The organism is Actinomyces marseillensis, assembly GCF_900155605.1.
Classification (GTDB): Bacteria; Actinomycetota; Actinomycetes; order Actinomycetales; family Actinomycetaceae; genus Pauljensenia; species Pauljensenia marseillensis.
Window position 1 is genome coordinate 54142 of record NZ_LT707420.1, and the last position, 21274, is coordinate 75415.

At 56.9% G+C, this 21274-nt stretch carries 19 protein-coding genes and 1 tRNA gene; 7 read left to right on the plus strand and 13 right to left on the minus strand.

From position 1 onward, the window contains the following. Nucleotides 1-117 precede the first annotated feature (117 nt). Entirely contained in the window at nucleotides 118-879 is a 762-nt protein-coding gene (locus tag BQ8011_RS00200) for a DUF3027 domain-containing protein (RefSeq protein ID WP_072456485.1), read from the minus strand. Next, nucleotides 872-1246 carry a cold-shock protein gene (locus BQ8011_RS00205; RefSeq protein ID WP_034502221.1) on the minus strand — a complete coding sequence of 125 codons (375 nt, stop codon included), beginning with the start codon at nucleotides 1244-1246 and terminating at the stop codon, nucleotides 872-874. The genes BQ8011_RS00200 and BQ8011_RS00205 overlap by 8 nt, the downstream gene beginning before the upstream one ends. 169 nt (nucleotides 1247-1415) lie before the next feature. Here BQ8011_RS00205 and BQ8011_RS00210 point away from each other — a divergent pair, with 169 nt between their 5' ends. Next, entirely contained in the window at nucleotides 1416-3383 is a 1968-nt protein-coding gene (locus BQ8011_RS00210) for a TPM domain-containing protein (protein WP_231945318.1), read from the plus strand. Nucleotides 3384-3434: 51 nt separating this feature from the next. Beyond that, nucleotides 3435-4151: a PspA/IM30 family protein gene (locus BQ8011_RS00215; RefSeq protein ID WP_072456488.1), complete on the plus strand. Its 717-nt coding sequence runs from the start codon at nucleotides 3435-3437 to the stop codon at nucleotides 4149-4151. 53 nt (nucleotides 4152-4204) lie between these two features. Here BQ8011_RS00215 and BQ8011_RS00220 read toward each other — a convergent pair whose 3' ends face one another. Both BQ8011_RS00220 and glpK read right to left on the minus strand, forming a co-directional pair. Continuing rightward, complete coding sequence (locus tag BQ8011_RS00220) at nucleotides 4205-4777, minus strand: NYN domain-containing protein (RefSeq protein ID WP_072456491.1); 573 nt, start codon at nucleotides 4775-4777, stop codon at nucleotides 4205-4207. Nucleotides 4778-4836: 59 nt separating this feature from the next. After that, nucleotides 4837-6351, minus strand: a complete 1515-nt coding sequence (glpK, locus tag BQ8011_RS00225; protein ID WP_072456493.1) for a glycerol kinase GlpK — start codon at nucleotides 6349-6351, stop codon at nucleotides 4837-4839. 341 nt (nucleotides 6352-6692) lie between these two features. On the opposite strand from glpK, the gene BQ8011_RS00230 reads away from it, so the two are divergent. Beyond that, entirely contained in the window at nucleotides 6693-7619 is a 927-nt protein-coding gene (locus BQ8011_RS00230) for a sugar-binding transcriptional regulator (RefSeq protein ID WP_072457788.1), read from the plus strand. 122 nt (nucleotides 7620-7741) lie between these two features. Here the strand turns inward: BQ8011_RS00230 and BQ8011_RS00235 are convergent, their stop codons facing one another. From BQ8011_RS00235 to BQ8011_RS00260, 6 genes are all read right to left on the minus strand, one after another. After that, nucleotides 7742-9340, minus strand: coding sequence for a lysine--tRNA ligase (locus BQ8011_RS00235; protein WP_072456496.1), 1599 nt, complete (start codon nucleotides 9338-9340; stop codon nucleotides 7742-7744). Nucleotides 9341-9401: 61 nt separating this feature from the next. Continuing rightward, nucleotides 9402-9836 (minus strand): aspartate 1-decarboxylase, encoded by a 435-nt coding sequence (gene panD / locus BQ8011_RS00240; protein WP_072456499.1) that lies wholly within the window; start codon nucleotides 9834-9836, stop codon nucleotides 9402-9404. Further along, nucleotides 9829-10770 (minus strand): pantoate--beta-alanine ligase, encoded by a 942-nt coding sequence (panC, locus tag BQ8011_RS00245; protein ID WP_072456502.1) that lies wholly within the window; start codon nucleotides 10768-10770, stop codon nucleotides 9829-9831. The genes panD and panC overlap by 8 nt, the downstream gene beginning before the upstream one ends. 57 nt (nucleotides 10771-10827) lie before the next feature. Then, entirely contained in the window at nucleotides 10828-11754 is a 927-nt protein-coding gene (locus BQ8011_RS00250; protein WP_072456505.1) for a Rossmann-like and DUF2520 domain-containing protein, read from the minus strand. 8 nt (nucleotides 11755-11762) lie between these two features. Then, nucleotides 11763-13508 (minus strand): PH domain-containing protein, encoded by a 1746-nt coding sequence (locus tag BQ8011_RS00255; RefSeq protein ID WP_072457790.1) that lies wholly within the window; start codon nucleotides 13506-13508, stop codon nucleotides 11763-11765. Between the two features lie 2 nt (nucleotides 13509-13510). Next, nucleotides 13511-14020: a PH domain-containing protein gene (locus tag BQ8011_RS00260; RefSeq protein WP_034502236.1), complete on the minus strand. Its 510-nt coding sequence runs from the start codon at nucleotides 14018-14020 to the stop codon at nucleotides 13511-13513. Nucleotides 14021-14118: 98 nt separating this feature from the next. Here BQ8011_RS00260 and BQ8011_RS00265 point away from each other — a divergent pair, with 98 nt between their 5' ends. The 4 genes from BQ8011_RS00265 (at nucleotide 14119) to BQ8011_RS00280 (ending at nucleotide 18226) form a co-directional block, all read left to right on the plus strand. Beyond that, nucleotides 14119-14838: a response regulator transcription factor gene (locus tag BQ8011_RS00265; RefSeq protein ID WP_034502238.1), complete on the plus strand. Its 720-nt coding sequence runs from the start codon at nucleotides 14119-14121 to the stop codon at nucleotides 14836-14838. 3 nt (nucleotides 14839-14841) lie between these two features. Continuing rightward, the gene (locus BQ8011_RS00270; RefSeq protein ID WP_072456508.1) at nucleotides 14842-16341 is read left to right on the plus strand and encodes a sensor histidine kinase; all 1500 of its coding nucleotides are present in this window, start codon (nucleotides 14842-14844) and stop codon (nucleotides 16339-16341) included. A gap of 134 nt (nucleotides 16342-16475) precedes the next feature. Beyond that, the gene (locus tag BQ8011_RS00275) at nucleotides 16476-17765 is read left to right on the plus strand and encodes an HD domain-containing protein (RefSeq protein ID WP_072456511.1); all 1290 of its coding nucleotides are present in this window, start codon (nucleotides 16476-16478) and stop codon (nucleotides 17763-17765) included. A gap of 170 nt (nucleotides 17766-17935) precedes the next feature. Next, nucleotides 17936-18226 carry a WXG100 family type VII secretion target gene (locus BQ8011_RS00280; protein ID WP_034502245.1) on the plus strand — a complete coding sequence of 97 codons (291 nt, stop codon included), beginning with the start codon at nucleotides 17936-17938 and terminating at the stop codon, nucleotides 18224-18226. Nucleotides 18227-18301: 75 nt separating this feature from the next. Here BQ8011_RS00280 and groL read toward each other — a convergent pair whose 3' ends face one another. The 3 genes from groL to BQ8011_RS00295 form a co-directional block, all read right to left on the minus strand. Continuing rightward, on the minus strand, nucleotides 18302-19927 hold the full coding sequence (gene groL, locus BQ8011_RS00285; protein WP_072456513.1) for a chaperonin GroEL: 1626 nt from the start codon (nucleotides 19925-19927) through the stop codon (nucleotides 18302-18304). 206 nt (nucleotides 19928-20133) lie between these two features. Next, nucleotides 20134-20205: transfer RNA gene (locus tag BQ8011_RS00290), tRNA-Asn, on the minus strand. Nucleotides 20206-20291: 86 nt separating this feature from the next. After that, entirely contained in the window at nucleotides 20292-21086 is a 795-nt protein-coding gene (locus BQ8011_RS00295; protein ID WP_072457794.1) for a MerR family transcriptional regulator, read from the minus strand. Between the last annotated feature and the right edge of the window lie 188 nt (nucleotides 21087-21274).

Sequence of the window (21274 nt, forward strand, 5' to 3'; positions counted from 1 at the left end):
TCCCCAAATTTTCGCTGAAAAAACCCTCAAAGTGAAGCGTTCTTCACCTGGCGAGACCAGTTTTGATTTGAGTCACTGACCTGCTTATAGTTCTTGTTTAGAACCAGTTCAGGTTGTTTAAGCGTCAATGCGTTCAGACTCGACAAGGAAGTCGTTCACACGAGAGGGCCGAACCGGCCAATCTGTCCCGTTATTGGGGACATCCGTTTCCGAGTGCGCACCGCAGGCGTGATCCAAACTGACGACGCAGCCATCATCCGGAGCCCATTCATTTGCGCATACTCCGAAGGCTAGGCGCATCGAGCCGGCCATCTTCATCAAGAAGCCGCAGGTCGAGCAGGTCTGCTTCGGACGCCGTCCACGCTTGGGGCCTCGCTCTGATTCGTACCAGCGCTGGGCGGCCTGATCGTGTCCTTTTGCAGAAAGCACGCGAACGCGCCCTAAACCGAGTTCACGATCGGTGGGAAGATCCGGATACTCACCACTGTCTTCCAAACCCGATTCCAAACGGTCATCGTCATCACGATAGGGCAAGACATCATCGCGACTCACGTCACCGGGTTGAAGGCGTTCCTCCCAGGGAACCCATTCGGGAGCCAAAAGCGATCCCTCGCCAGGAACCAGATCGACTTCGCAAACGGTGATCTTGCGTGAACGAGGAACTCGCGTCACGGTCACAGACCAGCGCCACCCCACATAACCCGCGTCCGTACACGCAAAGTAGTGCGTACCCAGACGTTCTGCGTTCATCTCAAACGATAGATATTCACCGAGTGAAGATTCTCCCGCTATTTCGAGGGCGTTTTCGCGCGCGAAATCAACCGCTTGGGCTAGTTGAGCATCCACGCGGTTATGAGCGGAAGTGTTCTTTTCAGGCATCAAAATCCTCTGCAACGGCTCGCATGACCTTCGCGATCTTCGCAGCGTTTTCCGGGTAGTGGCCACGGCGCAAAGACTCCGAAGAGGCATCGAGCAGCTTAATCAAGTCTTCGACGACGGAAACCATTGCTTCAGGCTTGCGACGCTGTGCACGCGCAACAGAGTGCGGCGCGGCGATCACGCGAACAGATAGTGCCTGCGGACCTTTGCGTCCGTCAGCGATTCCGTACTCGACACGAGTACCGGGACGAGGAATCACTCCTTCAGGAAGAGCTGACGAGTGCAGAAAAACCTGTTCACCGTCTTCTCCTGTAATGAAACCAAAACCGCGCTCGGCATCAAAAAACTTCACCTTACCAGTGGGCATTTCCGCACTCCTTCCTTTGTCATTTGGTTTACGACGTAACCACCATCATAGATGGCTCTCCACTCAGCCGCCGCATCGTCGTAAGCTAGTGGCTATGTTTTACCACGGTTTTCGCTCCCGGTGTATTGCGCTCTTTGCCGCAATTGCGTTCGTTTGCATGCCAATTGGCATGGCTCACGCCGATTCCCCCGTGACCATCACCTCGACTGTCACAGACCCGCATTCTTTCCTGTCTGATTCTCAGGCACAGTCTGCCAGCCAAAGCCTCAGCAAGCTTAAGTCAGGTGGCCTGGACGCCTACGTCGTCTTGGTTAAAGACTTTTCTGATCAGGCTCCGGTGAAGTGGTGCGAGGCCGCGGGAACCAAATCCGGTTTGTCTAACGCCTCTCTTGTCCTTGTGATTGCCACAGAGCAGCGCGTTGCAGCGACCTGCGGAAACACCGACCAGAAGGGTATCGCTGACTCCGCGGTTGTCAGCGCCTTCGCTGCCGCGAAGACGGAACTTGGGAAAGCAAATCCACTTGATGCAGACACTGTCGTTTCGGCAATTCAGGCCTACTCTTCGAGCTTGAAGACCGCCCAGTCCAGCGGAGTGACAACAACAAAGACAAGGGCAACAAGTGCAGCTACGCGTTCGTCTACCAGCACAAGCGATAGTTCGGCCTTCCCGCTGGGTTCTATTTTTCTCTTTCTCTTATTCTTGATTCTCCTCCCGATTATCCTCGTCACGGCCATCGCGCGTTCGCAGCGCAAGACACGAAAGACCGTTGTCGGCACGCAGGAACAGCAAAGGGTCCAGTCGACCCTGGACCTTGCACGCATGCTTCTTGACGCCGACGATGTCGTGCGCGCAGCCGAGGATGAGATCGAATTTGCTCGCGCTCAATTCGGCCCCGATGCCGTTGCTTCCTTCTCCAGTGCAATTGACAACGCGCGAGCCCTGGTCAGCCGTGGATTCGCCCTGCAACGCGGAAATGAGGACGGATCGAATCCCGTTTCTACCCAGGAAATGAATGACTTCATCAACCGCCTCAACGCGGCAATGAACCAGCTCGTTCAAGAAAAGCAAACCTTCACCGAGCGCCGCAATAAGGAAGCAAATATCGGCCAGCAGGTCAGTGATCTTCTCGAGTCGATTGCGCAGACACGCAATCAGATTTCGCAGGCGCAGATGGATCTGCAGACCCTCAAGCTTGCGTATTCTGCCGAGGCCATCGCTTCCTTAATCGGTCGCCCTGACCAAGCCCGCGCGCTCCTTGATCAAGCTGAGACAAGCGCAAAGGAAGCTCTCGCAGCTCAGCAGTCCGGACAAAACGCCTACGAGACTCTAGAAGTTGCACGCCGCGCTCTGGCTCTTGCTCGCCACCAGCTTGAATCGATTACCCAAGCACCCGACCAGCTTGCCCGTTCGTCCGAGCTTCTGACCGCTGCAATCGGCTCGATCACTTCCGATATTTCTGATGTCACTCGCTTGAAGGCCGATCCAGTCGCCTTCAAGCCCTTGGTCGAATCGGCTCAGGCTGCCATTAGCGGCGGCCACGCTGCCCAAAACGGCCAGGGTGATCCTCTTGCTGCTCTGGAATCCTTGCGTCTTGCAGAGGCTGCGCTTGACGAGGCCTTGGCTCCCCTGCGTAGCGCCGAAGAACGCGCCCAGCGTGCTCAATCGGGAATCGACGCGCTCCTTTCGCAGGCTGATTCAGAGGTTGCACGCGCGAACCAGCACATTACAAGCCACGGATCCTTGGTCGGATTCGATGCACGTTCCCAGCTTTCTTTTGCGCGCTCCGCACTCCAAAATGCCCACTCATTCCACAACCAGGGCAACGACGAGAGCGCTGCCGCCCAAGCACGCACTGCAATTTCCTACGCACAGTCAGCTATGACAGCCCCGCTCACTACTCCCCAGCCGTCATCCGGAAGCCGTATTGCGGATGGCCTCACCGGAGCCCTGGTCTGGTCGGTTCTCGACAGCATCCTTTCCTCGGGCGGCTCACACCGTCGTTCCTGGGATAGCGGTTGGGGCGGATCAAGTTGGGGTGGCGGAGGCTCCAGCAATAGCGGCAGTTTCGGTGGTTTTGGCGGATCCTCAGGAGGCTTTGGCGGCTCCAGTGGATCAGGTCACACCGATTCGTTCTAATTAAGGTATAGTTCAACCAACATCCCTTTCCCGCATCCCAAGGAGAAAACAATGGCGGAAAAGCAGACCATTCTCGGACGCATCTCGCAGCTGGCCAAGGCCAACATCAACGCGCTCCTCGACCGCGCTGAAGACCCGCAGAAGATGCTCGACCAGCTCATTCGTGACTACACGAACTCCATTGCAGAAGCAGAAACTGCAGTCGCACAGACTGTTGGCAACCTCCGCTTGGCTGAAAAGGATCACGAAGAAGACGTCGCAGTCGCCGCAGACTGGGGACGCAAGGCAGCCGCGGCCTCGGCAAAGGCTGAGGAACTGCGCGCGGCCGGCGATCAGGCTGGCGCACAGAAGTGGGACGACCTCGCACGCGTCGCCATCGGCAAGCAGATCCAGTTCGAAGGCGAAGCAAAGACCGCTGAGCCCATCATTGCCTCTCAGCGCGAAGTTGTCGAGAAGCTCAAGACCGGTCTGACGCAGATGAAGGACAAGCTTGGAGAGCTCAAGATCAAGCGCGATCAGCTTGTTGCTCGCCAGAAGGCAGCCGAGGCTCAGGCACAGGTGACCGATGCCGTTTCCTCGATCAATATCCTCGATCCTTCTTCCGAACTCTCACGCTTCGAGGACAAGGTTCGTCGCACTGAGGCACTTGCGCAGGGCAAGGCAGAGGTCGCCGCATCTTCGCTCGACGCTCAGTTTGCCGAGCTCGAGACCGATGCTTCGCAGGTCGAGATTGAAGCTCGTCTTGCAGCACTGAAGCAGCAGAACTGATTCATTACATAAAAAGTGTGGGCCCTGGATTCCAGGGCCCACACTTTTGCGTTTTAGATGTAGTCGAAGGGATCGAAGGCATCGATGTCGATGATGTGAATGCGCGGGAGCTGAACTTGGAAGGCATGCGCATCGTATTCGAGGTCGATAATTTCGAGTCCCATATCCTCAAGCTCATGGAATTGACTCGAGAGGAATTCCTTGAAGCACATGATCCCGACGCGATGCCCGTTCTCAAGGAGCTCTTGAATTTGGGGAAGGAAATCCGCGTCGTGTGAGGCCAAAATAACTGACCCCACGCCCTTGTGGGCGATCGCCTCGAGAGTGCGTTGGATACCAACGTCAACGACTTTCATATCTTCGGGACCCGCCAGGGGCAGCGCACGATAGCCCATCGCATGTAGCGCTTGAATAAAGCCCATGGGCAAGTAGCCAGAACTCCCGTTCAGGAAGAACAGGCCGCGCACGTGCTGGTCCCAGAGCTGTTCAGTCGCCTCGCGAATACGATCCCAACGGGGTCGTTCTTCGGGAGTGGGGCGGCGCTCTAAAACGGATAGGCCAAGGGTGGCGTCAATATTTTCGCCATCAATCAGGAGGTAGGTCTCTTCGACGTCAACGGGATCCATAGAGCAATCCTATCTTGCCCTTAGGATCCCGTTGAGTGTTTTTACGCGCGCCCCGTCACCTAGTCTTCTTCGACCCAATCAAAAGTTCTGGTCACGGCCTTCTTCCACAGACGGTATGTGCGATCACGCTCGGCGGCATCCATCGTGGGAGTCCAGCGTTTTCCTTCGTGCCAGTTGGCCACGATGTCTTCGGTTCCTGTCCAGTAACCAACAGCAATTCCAGCCGCGTAGGCCGCGCCCAGCGCAGTCGTTTCAATGACTTTCGGGCGAACAACGTCTACGCCACATAGGTCGGCTTGGAACTGCATGACGAGGTTGTCATGCGTCATTCCACCGTCAACTTTAAGTTCCTTGAGTGGCACTCCCGCATCCGCGTTCATTGCGTCGAGGACTTCGGCGCTTTGGAATGCCGTCGACTCTTCGACGGCGCGGGCGATGTGTCCCTTAGTGACATAGCGAGTCAGTCCCACAATTGCCCCGCGCGCATCCGAACGCCAGTAGGGGGCGAAGAGTCCTGAGAATGCCGGGACGAAGTAGACTCCCCCGTTATCGTCAACGGTCTGAGCAAGTGCCTGAATATCCTTCGATTCTTCAATGAGTCCCAGGTTGTCGCGCATCCATTGGGTGAGCGAACCGGCGATGGCGATCGAGCCTTCGAGGGCGTAGACCGGATCCTGGTCGCCGATCTTGTAAGCGACTGTTGTGAGTAGACCGTTTTCAGAAAAGACCGGCTCGGTACCGGTATTCATCAGCATGAAGCAGCCGGTTCCGTAGGTGTTCTTCGCCATGCCCTTTTCAAAGCATGCTTGGCCGAAAGTTGCAGCTTGCTGATCACCGAGGATGCCCGAGATCGGGGTATCGATGAGCAAGCCATTCTTCCGTCCATAGCCGTAGATCTCAGAAGACGATTTGATTTCGGGGAGCATCGACATGGGGATCCCGAAGATCTCGCATACGTTCTCACGCCACTGAAGCGTACGGATATCCATAAGCATCGTGCGCGAGGCGTTGGTGACATCGGTGCAGTGCACACCGCCATTGACCCCGCCCGTCAGATTCCACAAAACCCAGCAGTCGGTGTTGCCGAAGAGGAGGTCCCCGGCCTCGGCACGCTGACGCGCTCCCTCAACGTTGTCGAGAATCCACTTAATCTTTGAGCCTGAGAAATAGGGTGAGAGCCCGAGGCCGCAGATCTGACGGAAGCGATCAGGTCCTTCCTCCCCCTCGAGTTCTTTTACGATGTCGGAGGTCCGCATGTCTTGCCAGACGATTGCGTTGTAGACAGGTTCTCCGGTGTTCTTATCCCACACCACGGTGGTCTCTCGCTGGTTTGTAATTCCAACAGCCGCAAGAGAGTGACGGTTAATTTCTGCCTTTTGCAAGGCTTCGGCAACAACTGTTCGCACAGAACCCCAAATTTCCATCGGGTCGTGCTCTACCCATCCTGGATTGGGGAAAATCTGAGTGAATTCCTTCTGCCCAACGGAGACAATTTCACCGGAGTGATTGAAGATGATCGCTCGTGTGGAGGTTGTTCCTTGGTCGATCGCCATGACAAATTTTTCGGTAGTCATGAATGTCCTTTCAGAGTTGCTGTCACGTCGTTGTGCACTACTCGGGCGCAAGCGAGAAAGTAGATTGCGGCAGCGATGACGATGTTCCCCAAACACGAGGAACACCGCGCAACGAAGCGCGATCCAAGAATCCTTCTAGTATCTCATTCATTGCCTACGCACCATAATTTCAATGAACGTTTGTTCAGGCCTGAGGATCCCCCATTCACGAATTGACGAGGTTCACATGCTCACTTTTGGCGTAAACACGCGATTCATCAAATATATCCCGCTGCACGCTTGTGCATGGCATACTAGGAAATGTGACGATACGTGACGAACAGGCGCATGAAGCAGCCTCGATGTACTACCTCCAGGGGCAGACGATGGAAACCATCGCCCGCCACCTCGGTGTGTCACGTTCATCCGTCTCCCGCTTACTGACCTACGCACGCAATTCGGGCTTGGTCCGTATTTCTGTCGCCGCGACTCCCGGGAACCGGGGTTCGCTATCAGGGCAGATCAACGAGGTTTTCGGAGTCCACACTTCGGTTGTTCCCGTCCACGATATTCACACCGAAGTCAATCGCCTCCACAACGTTGCTCGCGTCGCTGCAGAACGACTAGTTGATCTCTTAAAGCCCGGTGACACTTTAGGAATCGCCTGGGGTAACACGACATCCGAGGTCACACGGTGTCTACCTCGAGTCAACCTTCCGGGGTCTACGGTTGTCCAGCTCAACGGCGCAGCAACAGCAACAGAATCCGGCTTTCCCTACGCCGACGCAATTATTTCACGCGCTGCGACCGCACTTGGCGCACGCATGGTTCACTTCCCTGTTCCCGCATTCTTTGATTTCCCAGAAACTAAAGAAGCATTGTGGAGAGAACGCTCGATTACCTCCGTACTTGCAACGATCGATTCGGCAAATGTCGCTCTCTTCGGTGTCGGTTCTCTTTCCGCGCGTCTCCCTTCACGCGTGTACTCCGGCGGATTCCTTGATGCTGATGAAATCGCTCAGGCGCAAGAAGATGGCGTCGTGGGCGACGTGTGCACGGTCCTCATTCGCGAGGACGGTTCAACCGATATGGACTTAAACCGTCGTGCTTCGGGTCCTTTCCCTGAAACCTTGAAGAAGATTCCGAGGCGTCTTGCCGTCGTTGCGGGCGCTTCGAAGGCTCTCCCACTTCTGGGAGCTCTACGCGCGGGAGTCATCACCGATCTTGTCTTGGATGACGGCGCTGCGCGAGAGCTTCTTGACCTGATCCGCCACCGCATGCACGCCTAAGCCGCACCCGTGACGCTTTATCGCTGCGTTTTCAGATAGTACCCACCAGCGCTTAGGTGCACTCTCTACATACAAAGGCGGCCGGCCTCGTCAATTGACGAAAGCCGGCCGCATTTACGTACTCAGCCCAAGCGCTTCACCAAGGGGAAGGGGATCGTTTCACGGATTCCCTGTCCGGTCAGCACCATCAGCAGGCGGTCAATTCCCATGCCCATGCCACCGCAGGGCGGGAAGCCCTGCTCCATGGCAATAAGGAAGTCCTCATCCAAAACCATGGCTTCGGGATCACCATTGGCAGCTGCCAGAGCCTGCGCTTCAAAACGCTGACGCTGAACGACGGGATCAGCGAGCTCGGAGTATGCCGTTGCGGTCTCAAAACCACGAACATACAGGTCCCACTTCTCAGTCAACCCCGGACGCGAACGGTGGTAACGGGTCAGCGGAGAAGTATCCTCGGGGAAGTCGTAGACGAAGGTCGGTGCCCACAGCTTCGAGGCAACGAGCTCTTCGAAGATATCCTCGACGATCTTGCCATTGACTGCGTAATCATCAACCTCAATACCGATCTGATCGGCGTACTTAAGCAGCTTCTCACGAGGCGTATCCACCGTGATCTCTTCACCCAAAGCTTCTGAGGTCGAGCCATACAGGTCGATGTGGTCCCAATCGCCCGAAAGGTCATACTCGGTGCCATCAGCAAGAGTGACAATTTCCTGACCTTCGGGAAGATCAAAGGCATCACGAGCAGCCTGCTGGATAAGGTTTCGGGTCAGAGCAGCCATTCCGTTGTAGTCGGAATAGGCCTCGTAGGCCTCCAGCGAGGTGAATTCGGGGCTGTGAGAGGAATCCATGCCTTCGTTACGGAAGTTACGGTTCATCTCGAAGACGCGATCCACGCCACCGACGACTGCGCGCTTGAGGTAGATCTCGGTTGCAATACGCAGATAGAGGTCCATATCCAGCGCATTCATATGCGTGATGAAGGGACGTGCCGAAGCGCCACCGTGGATGACTTGGAGCATCGGAGTCTCGAGCTCAATGTATTCACGGCGGAAGAAGTTCTCACGAATGGAACGGTTCACCGCAGCGCGGATACGGATCATATTGCGCGCAGCAGGACGGGTGATCAGGTCGAGCTCGCGGCGACGGATTCGCTGGTCTTCCGAAAGAGTAACTTCTTCACCCTCCGCGGTCGTCCATGTCTTCGGCAAAGGACGTAGGGCCTTTGAGGCAATCGCCCACGAGGCGTCAGGAGCGGGAAGTGCAGTCGGGGCCGCGTCGTAAGCAGCTTGGGCCTCGGGAGTCACTTCAGCCGGGGTAGCGAAGATCGACAGTTCGCCGCGCTTGGAAGAAATCACGCGACCGTGAACATAAAGGAAGTCACCCAAGTCAACGTCGTTTTTGTACTGAGCCAGCGACTCTACACCAACCGAGGCGGCAGAGAGCATCACTTGGATCTTGTTGCCCGCACCATCCATGAGGGTTGCAAAGCAGAGCTTTCCACCGTTACGTGCCAAAACCACACGGCCAGAGAGAGCAACGATATCGTCGGTCTCTTCACCAGCTTCCAGATGGCTGTACTTTTCACGGACCTTTGCGATGGTCGTGGTGATAGGAAGCTTCACAGGGTAGGCGGGAATCCCTGCTTCCATGAGGCGTGCACGCTTGGCAGCGCGAATTTGTACTTGTTCAGGGGTATCGTCAACAGGCGAATCAGTCATGACTTCAATGGTAGCGAAAGCCGAAGACTTATCGAACTTCCAGCGCCCGCGCTGAGCAATTTCACACGCCTGAGCTCTTCAAACCTAGGCTTTGTGCTTGGGATGTGGATTCTGGGACATGCCCCAGAGCTGCCCCTTTTTCAAGAATGCGATTGTGTGAATCAACGAAAACGACACTGGGCGTTACAGAGCGAACCTGGGATTCGGGGACCTGGGCATAGGCCATGATGATGACCAAATCATCCAGGTTCACCAGATGCGCCGCGGCTCCATTGAGCTGAATGACACCACTTCCGCGCTGACCAGCGATTGTGTACGTCGATAAGCGTGATCCGTTGTTCACATCCGCAATATCTACTTTTTGGCCGGGAACAATATTGGCCGCATCCAAGAGGTCTTCGTCGATGGTAATCGAGCCAACATAATGCAAATCGGCTCCAGTTACTCGTGCACGGTGAATCTTTCCAATCACCATGGTCCGAGTCATTTCACTCATGACGTGCGCCTCCGGCAGCAGAAATAACGACATCCGCGTTATCGATCAAGCGAGTCGCTCCGACCCGCGCAGCAAGAAGAATTCGAGCGCGCAGGCTCCCCTGCGTTGCCGCAGCTTCCAGCGCATTTTCACGGCTATCCTCATCCACTTGCTCTGCAGCGCTTCCCGTCCCCGCAAGCAGGGTGAAATCGTCATCATCCACGATCGCAACGTAATCGGGAACGACTCCCTCTTCGGCCTCGAGAACGGAGGATGCAGCACGCAAAACCTCGTCAAGAGGAACACCCAAAGCCGCTGCAGCGCGGGCCTCGTCAATCGCACGCGACAGGGAACGCGCGTGCACGCGTTCTTCCTCACTGAGGTACTGATTACGCGAAGAGAGCGCAACACCATCGCTATCGCGAACAATCTCAACGGCCTGAATGCGCACGGGCATATCCAAGTCACGAACAAAAGTGCGAATAACTGCCAGCTGTTGGGCATCTTTTTGACCAAAGAGCGCAACATCAGGACGGATCAGATTCATTGCCTTTGAGACGACCAAAGCAACGCCGGCAAAGTGCGTCGGACGGGTTGCACCTTCAAGTATGTGAGCAACCGGACCAGCGTCCATACGGGTGGTTGCAGGAGTTGGGTAAGCATCGGTAACGGAAGGAGCCCATACAAGATCAGTACCCACCGTTGACAGTGCCTCCATATCGGCATCCAATGTGCGCGGGTAGGCATCGTAGTCCTCGCCCGGAGCAAACTGGGTGGGGTTCACGAAGATTGTGACGATGACATGATCGGCAAGCTCCTGTGCCTTCCGGACAAGCTCGAGGTGTCCTCGGTGGAGCGCTCCCATTGTCATGACCAGCGCGCGCGTCCCCTCAAGTTGGGATAGTGCTTGCGCAAGTTCTTCTCGGGTATGCGTCAACTGAGGCGTAGAGTTCATATGACTTATTTTCGCTCGAAAGGCCCCCGAAGCGCCATTTCGTGGGGGTCTAACAGGTCACTTTTCACCCATTTCGCGCACGGCTGCGCGTATTTCCGAGGCCACCTGAGAGCTGATTCGTCCCTCAAATTCCAGCAGGTCGACAGTGTGCAGAGTCATTGCCGCGTAGGTCGAGCGTGCATCCTCGAGGCGGTGTGCCCACTGGCCCTCCCCCGCCAAGTTTTCTTCCTTGGCTTTGATTTCTAGAACGCTCAGGTGCTCGCGAATTGTTCCGACATCGCCCCGCGGGATGGGGCCAGAAACCCCGCGGTCTCCCGCTCGCAGCGCGCGATCTAGTGCGGCCTCGCACAGGGGACGCAAGAAAGTTCCCGGATCCTCAATTCCAACGGTGGAGAGGATCTGCTTAGACTGCGCGACTACAGTGGCAAGGAAATTTGCACCATGATTCAACGCAGCGTGGTAAACGCCGCGGTCTTCTTCGGCAACTTCAAAGGGTTCTCCGCCCATCTCAACGACAAGCGCCTGCGCAATGGGAAGCGCGATGGCCGGAGCGGTCACAGCAAAGGGAGTGCCGATCAGGCGAGGAATATCCACGGACGTGCCCGTGAAGGTCATCGCGGGGTGAATTGCCAGCGGAATTGCACCCGCACGGGTTGCGGGTTCAAGGACCTCAATCCCGTGCGCTCCCGAGGTATGAACGACCAGCTGCGAAGCCTTCCACGCGCCAAGTTCCCCAAGGCCGGACACCAAGCCCGCGAGTTGATCGTCCGGAACAGTCAGGAGAACCATTTCGCAGCTGTGAACGATCTCTTCTACGGGCAGGATGGGGATTCCCGGGAGTAGCGCATCGGCGCGTTCTTTCGACTCTTCAGAGGAGGCACTGACCCCCACGAGCTTATGTCCAACTGCACGTAGGGCCGATCCGAGGACCGGGCCAACGTGCCCCATGCCGATAATGCCGATATCTAGGCGTCCACCACGCATGTTGAGCCTTACTGTGTCATTGGTGATGTCTCAAAGCCTGATCGCACACCATTTTCCATGCGGAGCATCCACTTTTCGGGAGGCTCGCTTGCTCGCGTGACATGCCCGAGGCGGAGCAGGGTTTCGAGATCCGCACTCACCTGCGTGGCGTCCTGATGTTCTGCTTTCATGGAGAAGGGCCCGGGAACCAAGTGCATGTGAAGGGTTGCAACGCCCAGCGCGCGTTCCAGAGGACCGGCCTTCGCACTGACGGACTGCAGGCGGGCGATAGGCGCCCAGAAGCTCTTGCGAGTAAGCCACCCGTCTCGGACAACGAAAGTTGTCCGAGTAATTGCGCGGGCACGACGTTTGAAGAGGAATGGATCCAGAATGAAGGCTCGCGCTGACATTCGGACAAAACCGTTGCCATCCCCTGTTCCGGCGAGCGCAGCATCAATGAAACTCGGGATGTCATCGACCCCGAGGTCCTCGATAACTGCCCACAGTGCAAAGTTCACGTCCCGGCGTGTTCCCACGGGGATGAGGACATGAGAGCTCTGCTGTTTATTTTGATCAGTATCTTTTGCCCCGTAGCCCGCCTGCAGGATCAGCACGCGATACCACCCGAAGAAACGCCACAGGAATGGCTGCTGGATCTCAATCGCGTGGATTCGCCTGGGGGGAATTGTCTGAGAACGTGTACTCAGGAGCCCGCGACGCAGGCGCAGGCCGTCCGGGGAAATCGCAAGGCGGAAGTTGGCCTCGGAAGCAAAGCGATTCCAATGGAAGCTCGCAACGGAGAGCCCCACCATAGCCACACCACCGAGAGAGGCGGTGATTCCCGCCAAGCCGATATAGGGAATACTTGCAGCGCCGATAACAATGATCACGATCAATGCCAAGACAGAGACGAGCGCGCTCATCGAAAGAAGCTGCGAGCCGAGGAGACGTCCCATTGGCACTTGGTACAGTTCACGTTCGGGTGCAACTGGGATTGTGGATGGCGCAAAGACCTCACCCGTGTAGCTGAAGTTTGCCGGCTGAGGCATCGCGCCCGGTTGTGCGGGCATTGCCGGAGCTTGCGGGTATTGACCTTGCGGAACAGGGCTGTAGGGTGCCTGGGTACTCTGCGCGCTGCCGTAGGGAGCCTGGGTGGGAGCGTAGGGGGAGGCAGCCTGGGGCGCTCCATACGGTGCCGCGTACCCTTGACCTCCCATTGCCGAGGCCTGGGCTGGACTCTGTCCGCTCATCTTCAGTCCTGCTGCGCGAGCAAGAATTTCACCGCGCAAGGCTTCTAATTCAGAGACCTTGAGGAAACCGATCGTGATATTTGAATCCGAGCCACCAGCAACCTCAACGTCGAGTTTCCCCAATCCAACAAGGCGTGCAAGGACCGGCTGGGTAATATCCACCGCTTGGATGCGGTCAAGGCGCGCGTGACGCTGATTCCGGTTCAGGATGCCTTTACGGAACCACAGCGCCGAATCAGTGAGCGCGTAGGCCGTCACTCGCCATTGAAGGAAGGTGTAGAGAAAAAGAAATGCGATGACAAGAATAGACACCAGCGCGACAAGGAAAAGCCTGTCCATAATGGCGTTTCCAAGCCCGGCGTTCATCGCTTCTTGGAGTTCATTGAGGTTTCGCACGGTAGCGAAAGCAATGATGGCAACAATGATCGGCCACACCTCGAGGAGAGGGGTGATGATGTGGACGCGTCTCCACAGCGAGGGGTCCACTCCCTGGTCTGCTGCAAACGTTCGCTGCGCAGAATTCATGATCACAGCCCCGCCATCTCAGCGCTCCCGCGCTGCGCAAGGTAGTCGCGGAGTTGGGCAGCTTGTTCGGAGGGAATGCCGTGGAGGTGAGCTGACGTCTGGGTCGATGCCGTGTGAATCACGATCGAGGAAATTCCGAACATACGCGCAATCGGGCCCTCGGAGATATCGACATACTGGATGCGGCCGTAGGGAACAATTGTCATTGAACGGAAGAACGCGCCTCGACGGATAAGGAAGTCATGTTCTCCCTGTGCCCATGCGAGGTTGCGAACTTGGCGTCCAATCAGCCATAGGAAATAGAGCCAGAGGAGGCCGACACACACAAGTGCTGCATAAAGAAGTGGCTGCGGGAATTCCTCCAAGATCTGCGTCATGACGACAATGGGGGCCGCAATGATGAGGAAGAAAACTGTCAGGGAAATCCGACGAACAGTTGCCAGCGCACGCTTGACGGGATTGAAGATCACGCCCTGCGGTTCGAAGAGGGCACGGGAGGAGTTTTTGCTCATATAAAAATGATACGGGCAGACTCCGTCATCTCCGACAATCTCACAAATAAAATTTCACACAGTGGACATTCAGGCTTCGTCCAGAAAATTCACTCAAAATGTTCACTATGACGGAATTTGAGAACAATGGAGAAGCACGACTTCTCGTCGTTGACGATGAACCCAATATCCGAGATCTTCTGGCCTCGTCTCTGCGATTTGCAGGTTTCGATGTCATTACGGCAGAAGACGGCGCCTCGGCATACCACCAGGCGCAGGAAGAACGCCCTGACCTGATCGTCTTGGACGTCATGCTTCCCGACATGGACGGTTTCACCGTGACCCGCCGCCTGCGCGACGCTGGAATCACCATCCCTGTTTTGTTCCTGACCGCTCGCGACGATATGCGTGACAAGATCCAGGGCCTCACGGTCGGCGGCGACGACTACGTCACCAAGCCCTTCGGCCTCGAAGAAGTTGTTGCGCGCATTCGCGCAATTCTGCGCCGCACCCTCGGCGAAAGCGGCGATGATGGCAAGCTCCGCGTCGCAGACCTCGTCATCGATGAGGACGCTCACGAAGTGACCCGCGCCGGTGTGCCGATCGATCTCTCCCCCACCGAGTTCAAGCTTTTGCGCTACCTGATGATCAATCAGGGACGCGTCGTTTCCAAGATGCAGATCCTCGATCACGTGTGGGAATACGACTGGGACGGCGAAGTTGCGATCGTCGAATCCTACATCTCCTACCTGCGTCGCAAGCTTGCCGTCGAAGGCGCAAGCGGCGAGCTGATTCACACCAAGCGAGGCGTTGGATACATCCTACGAGACGAAAACTAAGAGATGTATTCTCGCGGGGTCGTATACAAATTCTGGTCGTCACGTTCGTTGACGGCCAGAATTGTTGCGCTTACCGCGCTTCTTTTAACGCTTGGTCTTTCCCTTTCTGCAACGGTGATGATCGGGCTTTTGCAACGCCACCTAGTTGCACAGGTTGACGATGAACTTTCGTCGACAGTTCTATCACTGTCCTCGAAAGTCATCGAAACACCGGAGGAACTCGCGAAAGAGCCCAGTCTTCCGACTCTCTACTACCTGAACATCCACCGGGACTCGGAAGAGGATGTCACCTTACTCTCGGCCTCGACGCGCGACCACGCGGGTAAGCCACTGGTCCCCGACCTTCTCGAGCCCGGGGAAACCGCGAATACAGCTAGCGGATGGACCGACCCCATCACCGTCGAATCGACAAAGAAGGGCTCGATGTGGCGAGCCGTCATCGTTCCCATCACGCGCAAGGGAGAAACCACCCCATCGGGAACGCTCACCGTCGCTCTGCCACTCAACGATGTCCAGTTCACGATCCAAAATATGGCGGGATACGTTGCCACAACGGCGATTGCGATCATTGCGATTGGAACGGGATTGGCAACCTATCTTGTGAGGCGAGCACTATCTCCGCTGCGCGGTATTGAGACGACAGCGGGTGAGATCGCCGCTGGAGACCTCACCCAGCGCGTTCCTTTCGCGCCTCCCTCTACCGAAGTCGGATCACTCTCCAAGTCCTTGAACTCCATGCTCTCCCAGCTTGAGCAATCTTTCGCCGCACGCGAAGAATCGGAACGGAAGATCAGACGCTTCGTCTCCGATGCCTCGCACGAATTGCGCACTCCCCTTGCCGCGATCTCCGGCTACTGCGAGCTGTACTCGATGGGTGGAGTCCCCAGCGAACGCACGGGTGAAGTCATGGGGCGCATTCGCTCCGAGTCAACGCGTATGAGTTCCTTGGTCGAGGACCTCTTAACTTTGGCGCGCCTCGATGAGGGGCGTCCAATGGAAATCGTTGACGTCGACGTCATCGCCATGCTGCGCAATGCTCGTTTCGATTTGACGGCTCTTGACCCCACCCGTCAGGTTGAGATTGAGGGCTTTGACTCGCAAGGCCTCCCTCAATCCGTGTGGATTCAAGCCGATCGCGATCGACTTCAGCAGGTACTGACCAACGTTATCGGCAATATCGTGCGCTACACGCCCCGTTCTTCCCCGGTTGAGATTGCCGTCGCGCAGCGCCCCTCCAACGTTCTCATCGAGTTCAGAGATCACGGTCCGGGTATCGCAAAGGAAGACTTCGAAAAGGTCTTCCAGCGCTTCTACCGAACCGAGAATTCCCGCGCGCGATCCCTCGGTGGTTCGGGTCTTGGCTTGTCGATCGTCTCCTCGATTGTCTCAGCCCACGGCGGGCACGCCGAACTTGCTAAGACGCCAGGCGGAGGACTAACCGTCCGCATTACTATGCCGATTGTGCAATCCAAGGACCGCATTAACACACAGCCCGATGCATAAAAGTGCTGGGAGATAACCGGGCGGGCGCTGTGTTGCCTCTGCGAGTTTTCTCGCGTTAAGATCACGGCCGTGCCAAGTGCCACGAAAGTGGCTAGCATGGCAAAGTAACATTGTCAGACTAGGAGTGAACGCTCATGGGTGCCGATGCACCTCAGTGGCTTTTTAGTTCCTTTGTGGACGCGATGCAAGACATCGGGGCGAGCGCCCCGATTCCTGTTCTTGAGGCTGAAGCGCGTGACTTAATTTCTCGGTGGAATGCCCAAGGACGTTTTCTTCACAACACCCGTCACCTGCTGAAGACCCTGTCGCGTATTGACGAGATCGCTTCAACCGCGCACGATCCCGACGTACTTCGAGTTGCTCTGTGGTACCAGGGGGCAGTACTCAATCGTAGTTTTGACATCTTCCGCCGCGGCGAAACGGGCGACGAGCAAGAGTTTGCGTCGCTGTATCACGCGCGTTCGCGCATGGAGACTCTGGGAGTGAGCGAGGATGTGATCTCGCGTATCCAAGAGCTCATGATGGCCCTGTTCACTCATCGCGCGGATCCTTCCGATATGGACGCTCAAGTCCTTATCGATGCGGATTTGGGAATGCTTGCCGCAAGCCCGCAGGATTTCAAGCGTTTCCGCGAGGCCTTGCGCCAAGAATGTACAGACTTGTGCGATCTTGAGTTCTTCCGTGCGCGCCGGTTAGCAATTCGTAAGATCTTGAAGCGCGAGCAAATTTTCCACTCCCCTCTGGCCACCTGCTGGGAAGAAACGGCGCGCGCCAATCTTGAGGCTGAAAGCACGAAGCTGACGCGCCTTCTGAAGGACGCCGAGGCCGCCGGTGAGATCACCGATAGCGACGACGACTTCGACGTCGAGGACGGCCCGCAGGAGACTTCCCTTGACACTCCCGCCTCGGGGACGATGATCATTAGGCGCCGCCACCTCAATATCAAGAACCACACTCAGCCTTTTGACCGCGTTGATGAGGGGCTTTCCGCTCCTAGTCTGCCGTACGCAGTTGTTGAGTTGCCGGAGTCAAAGATTGCCCTGACCTCTGAAGATCTTTCCACTGACGAGACCCCTTCGCAGGAAAATCCTCAGGTGCAGCCGAGCGGTGAGCTTGGTGGTGTTTCTGCACTGAGTGATACTCCTGCGGATACTCTCCCTGCGGCCGTTACGCCGACGGATACCACACTTGCGGGCGATGCGGCTGTCAGCTCCGCGGCCGTCGGCAGCACACAAGATGATGCCCTCGAAGCAAGCGCAACGCCTCTTGCCGAGGTTCCCACAGTGGAACGGCCCTTGGTGTCGACGCCTCCATCAACGGGCTCTGAGAGGACTCAGAAGAGCTTAGCGGACGAGGACGATACTTCTTCTTTGGAATCCGCTATTGAGGATCTCGATATTCCTGCACCCCCGCCGTTGTCCTGAGCGTTTTCTTATTCTGTATCTGGCGAATTGGATTTAGGGCTCTGAATCCTTGTATTTGTCCACAGTGCGCGAGTTAATCCTTTTTTCCACAGTTTGCGGTACACGATCGGCGGCAGAGCACTGAGCTTTCCTAGGCTGTGAGCACTATTTTTCTCACGCTAGGAGGAATTATGACCGTCTATTCGGTTGACTCTGGCCAGGTCGCATCCTGTGCCTCTCGTATCCAGGTGACCTGCGACAGTATTCGCGGGGAGGTTTCTGCTTTGATGCATGAACTCCTTGCCCTGAAAGACTCGTGGCAAGGAGCTGCATCAGCGCAGTTTTCGGAGTCTGTCTCGTCATGGCAAACCACCCAAGCACAGGTCGAAACATCCTTGGATCAAATATCGACCTCGCTTTCGCACGCCGCACAAGTCTATGCGGATGCCGAAGCGCAGAGTATGGGGCTCTTTGCACATTAAAAGCCGTTGGGGGGCGCCGCATGGCGCGCCCCCCAACGGGACTTAACCAGAAATGGTGTCTGAATCCTTAGCGGATCAGTACATTCCGCCCATTCCGCCGTCAGCAGGTGCTGCAGCCGGTGCCGGAGGCTCAGGCTTGTCAGCAACGACAGCTTCGGTGGTCAGGAACATTCCGGCGATCGAGGCTGCGTTCTGCAGAGCAGAGCGGGTGACCTTGACCGGATCGGAGATGCCCTGGGTCATGAGGTCGCCGTACTCGCCGGTTGCGGCGTTCAGACCGAATCCGGGCTCCATCTGAGCAACGCGGTCGGCGACAACGCCACCTTCAAGGCCAGCGTTCTCTGCAATCTGCTTGAGAGGTGCGGAGATTGCTTCGCGAACGATGTTGACACCGGTTGCTTCGTCGCCGGAGAAGTCCAGCGAGCCCAGAGCGGAGGAAGCAGCCTGGATCAGCGCAACACCGCCACCTGCGACCAGGCCCTCTTCGGAGGCTGCGCGGGCGTTACGGATAGCATCTTCGATGCGGTGCTTACGTTCCTTGAGCTCAACCTCGGTTGCGGCGCCGGACTTGATGACGGCAACGCCACCGGAGAGCTTTGCCAGGCGTTCCTGGAGCTTCTCGCGGTCGTAGTCGGAATCGGTGGTTTCGATTTCCTTGCGCAGCTGACGAATGCGAGCCTGGATGTCTTCCTTTGCACCAAGGCCGTCAACGATGGTGGTTTCGTCCTTGGAGACGATGACCTTGCGTGCGCGGCCGAGGTCTTCGAGGGTGGCGTTCTCGAGGGAGAGGCCAACGGTCTCGGAGACAACTTCACCCGCGGTCAGGATTGCAACATCCTTGAGGATTGCCTTGCGACGGTCACCGAAGCCGGGGGCCTTGATGGCGACGGACTTGAAGGTGCCACGAATGTTGTTGACAACCAGGGTTGCCAGTGCTTCGCCCTCGACGTCTTCAGCGATGATGAAGAGGGGCTTGCCGGTCTGCATGACCTTCTCGAGGACGGGCAGCAGTTCCTTGGCGTTGGTGACCTTGGTGTCGACCAGGAGGACGTAGGGATCCTCGAGGACGGCCTCTTGGCGCTCTGCGTCGTTGACGAAGTAAGCGGAGAGGAAACCGCGCTCGAAGCGCATGCCTTCGGTGGTCTCAAGAGTGGTGTCGAAGGAGTTGGTCTCTTCAACGGTCACGACGCCTTCGGAGCCGACCTTCTCGAATGCCTGAGCAATGAGCTTACCGATTTCGGGATCGTTTGCAGAGATCGATGCGGTCGCTGCGATCTGCTCGGTGGTCTCAACGGGCTTGGAATCCTTGTGCAGCTGGGCGACGATAGCCTCGACAGCTGCGTCAATGCCGCGCTTGAGGGCGATGGGGTTCGAGCCGGCTGCAACGTTACGCAGACCTTCGCGAACCAGAGCCTGAGCGAGGACGGTTGCGGTGGTGGTGCCGTCACCTGCGACGTCATCAGTCTTCTTCGCAACTTCCTTCACCAGTTCGGCGCCGATGCGCTCGAAGGGATCTTCGAGGTCGATTTCCTTAGCGACGGAAACGCCATCCTTGGTGATGATGGGGGCGCCCCACTTCTTGTCGAGAACGACGTTGCGACCCTTGGGGCCCAGGGTGACCTTAACGGTGTCGGCGAGGAGGTTCAGACCGCGCTCCATGCCGCGGCGTGCCTCCTCATCGAAGTGAATGAGCTTTGTCATGTTCTTCTATCCTTCCGCGATGCGGATTGGACCGATGCCCGCGACGGACGACTCAGGTTCCTCCAGAGCCTCACCGGCCTTAGTGCTTATCACTCGGCACTCCCGAGTGCTAAGTCCAAGTCTGGCACTCTCAGCCCCAGAGTGCAAGACGGGCGACAGGAGTTCACCGATAAAGAAAAACCCCGGTACCACGTACCGGGGAGAAGCTCCCGCGACTGGATTCGAACCAGTAACCGTCCGATTAACAGTCGGATGCTCTGCCGTTGAGCTACGCGGGAAAGCGACAAAAAGAAATAGTACCGATGAAGTGGGCCAAGAGCAAATCCGAAAAGGGCATTCACTCATGGCCTGCCTCACACACCAATCACACCCATTCGGGATTGTCGGTATCCACACCGCTATCACGAGCCACACACTCAATTGCAGACGCGAGCCATTGAGCAAAACCGTCGAGTTGCGAGTCGTAGTGCGAGCGGAAACGCTCGTCGTGAATGTAGGAACGAGAAATTACATAGTGCTTCGCAGGGGTCACCGGGAAGAACTCGCTGAGCAATTCCCGATGCGAGGCAACAAGAGCTGCCGCCTCGTCACTATCGGGGGCAACGCCCTTGCGAATGGCTGCGATCATGTCCTTCTCGACCTGTTGAAAACGGTCAGCATTTCCCTGCCAGTCCTTCGCACTCCACGACGCAGTGCGGCGCTGAGATTCCTGCCAGTCTGCACTGTCACCGTAGAGTTGTTCAGCTTCCTCCTGATGCGCGGCAAAGTCAGCATCCCCAAGGATTACCCCGATCTCTTCCACGCTGAGAGAATTCTCGTTCATTGCATCCTCCAATAAGGTATCGATTGCTTCGATCATTTTGTCCGTCTGATGGCGATGAGCAATAAGGCTCTCTCGCTGACGTTTGAGGTGCTCAATCGCAGAGTCACCGGAATCGAGGAGTGTCTTGATGTCCCCCAGTTTCATCCCCGTCGCTCGGTAGATGATGATCCTTTGGACCCGAGCACAGTCCTCGACCGAGTAGAGCCGGTAGTTTGACCAGCTCCGTTCGGCAGGAGCGAGGAGCCCCTGTGCTTCCCAGTGGTGAAGCGTTCGCACCGTCAACGAGAAACGCTCAGCGACCTCACCAACGGTGTAGAGATTGTTGTCATCGCTCATGTCAATCATTGTGAAGTCTCACGTCGCGTCATGCTCAAGTCGAATGCGCACGAGATTGCGAAGCTGCCACTTCACGAGGCCGCGCTCGGTTGCGTGGCCGGGTGCGGCGGCAGGGCCTGGCCGGGCTTCGAGCCGACGCGCCGAGCGAAAGCTCGCAGCGCGGACGGTGAGCGGGCGGGCCGTCGCAC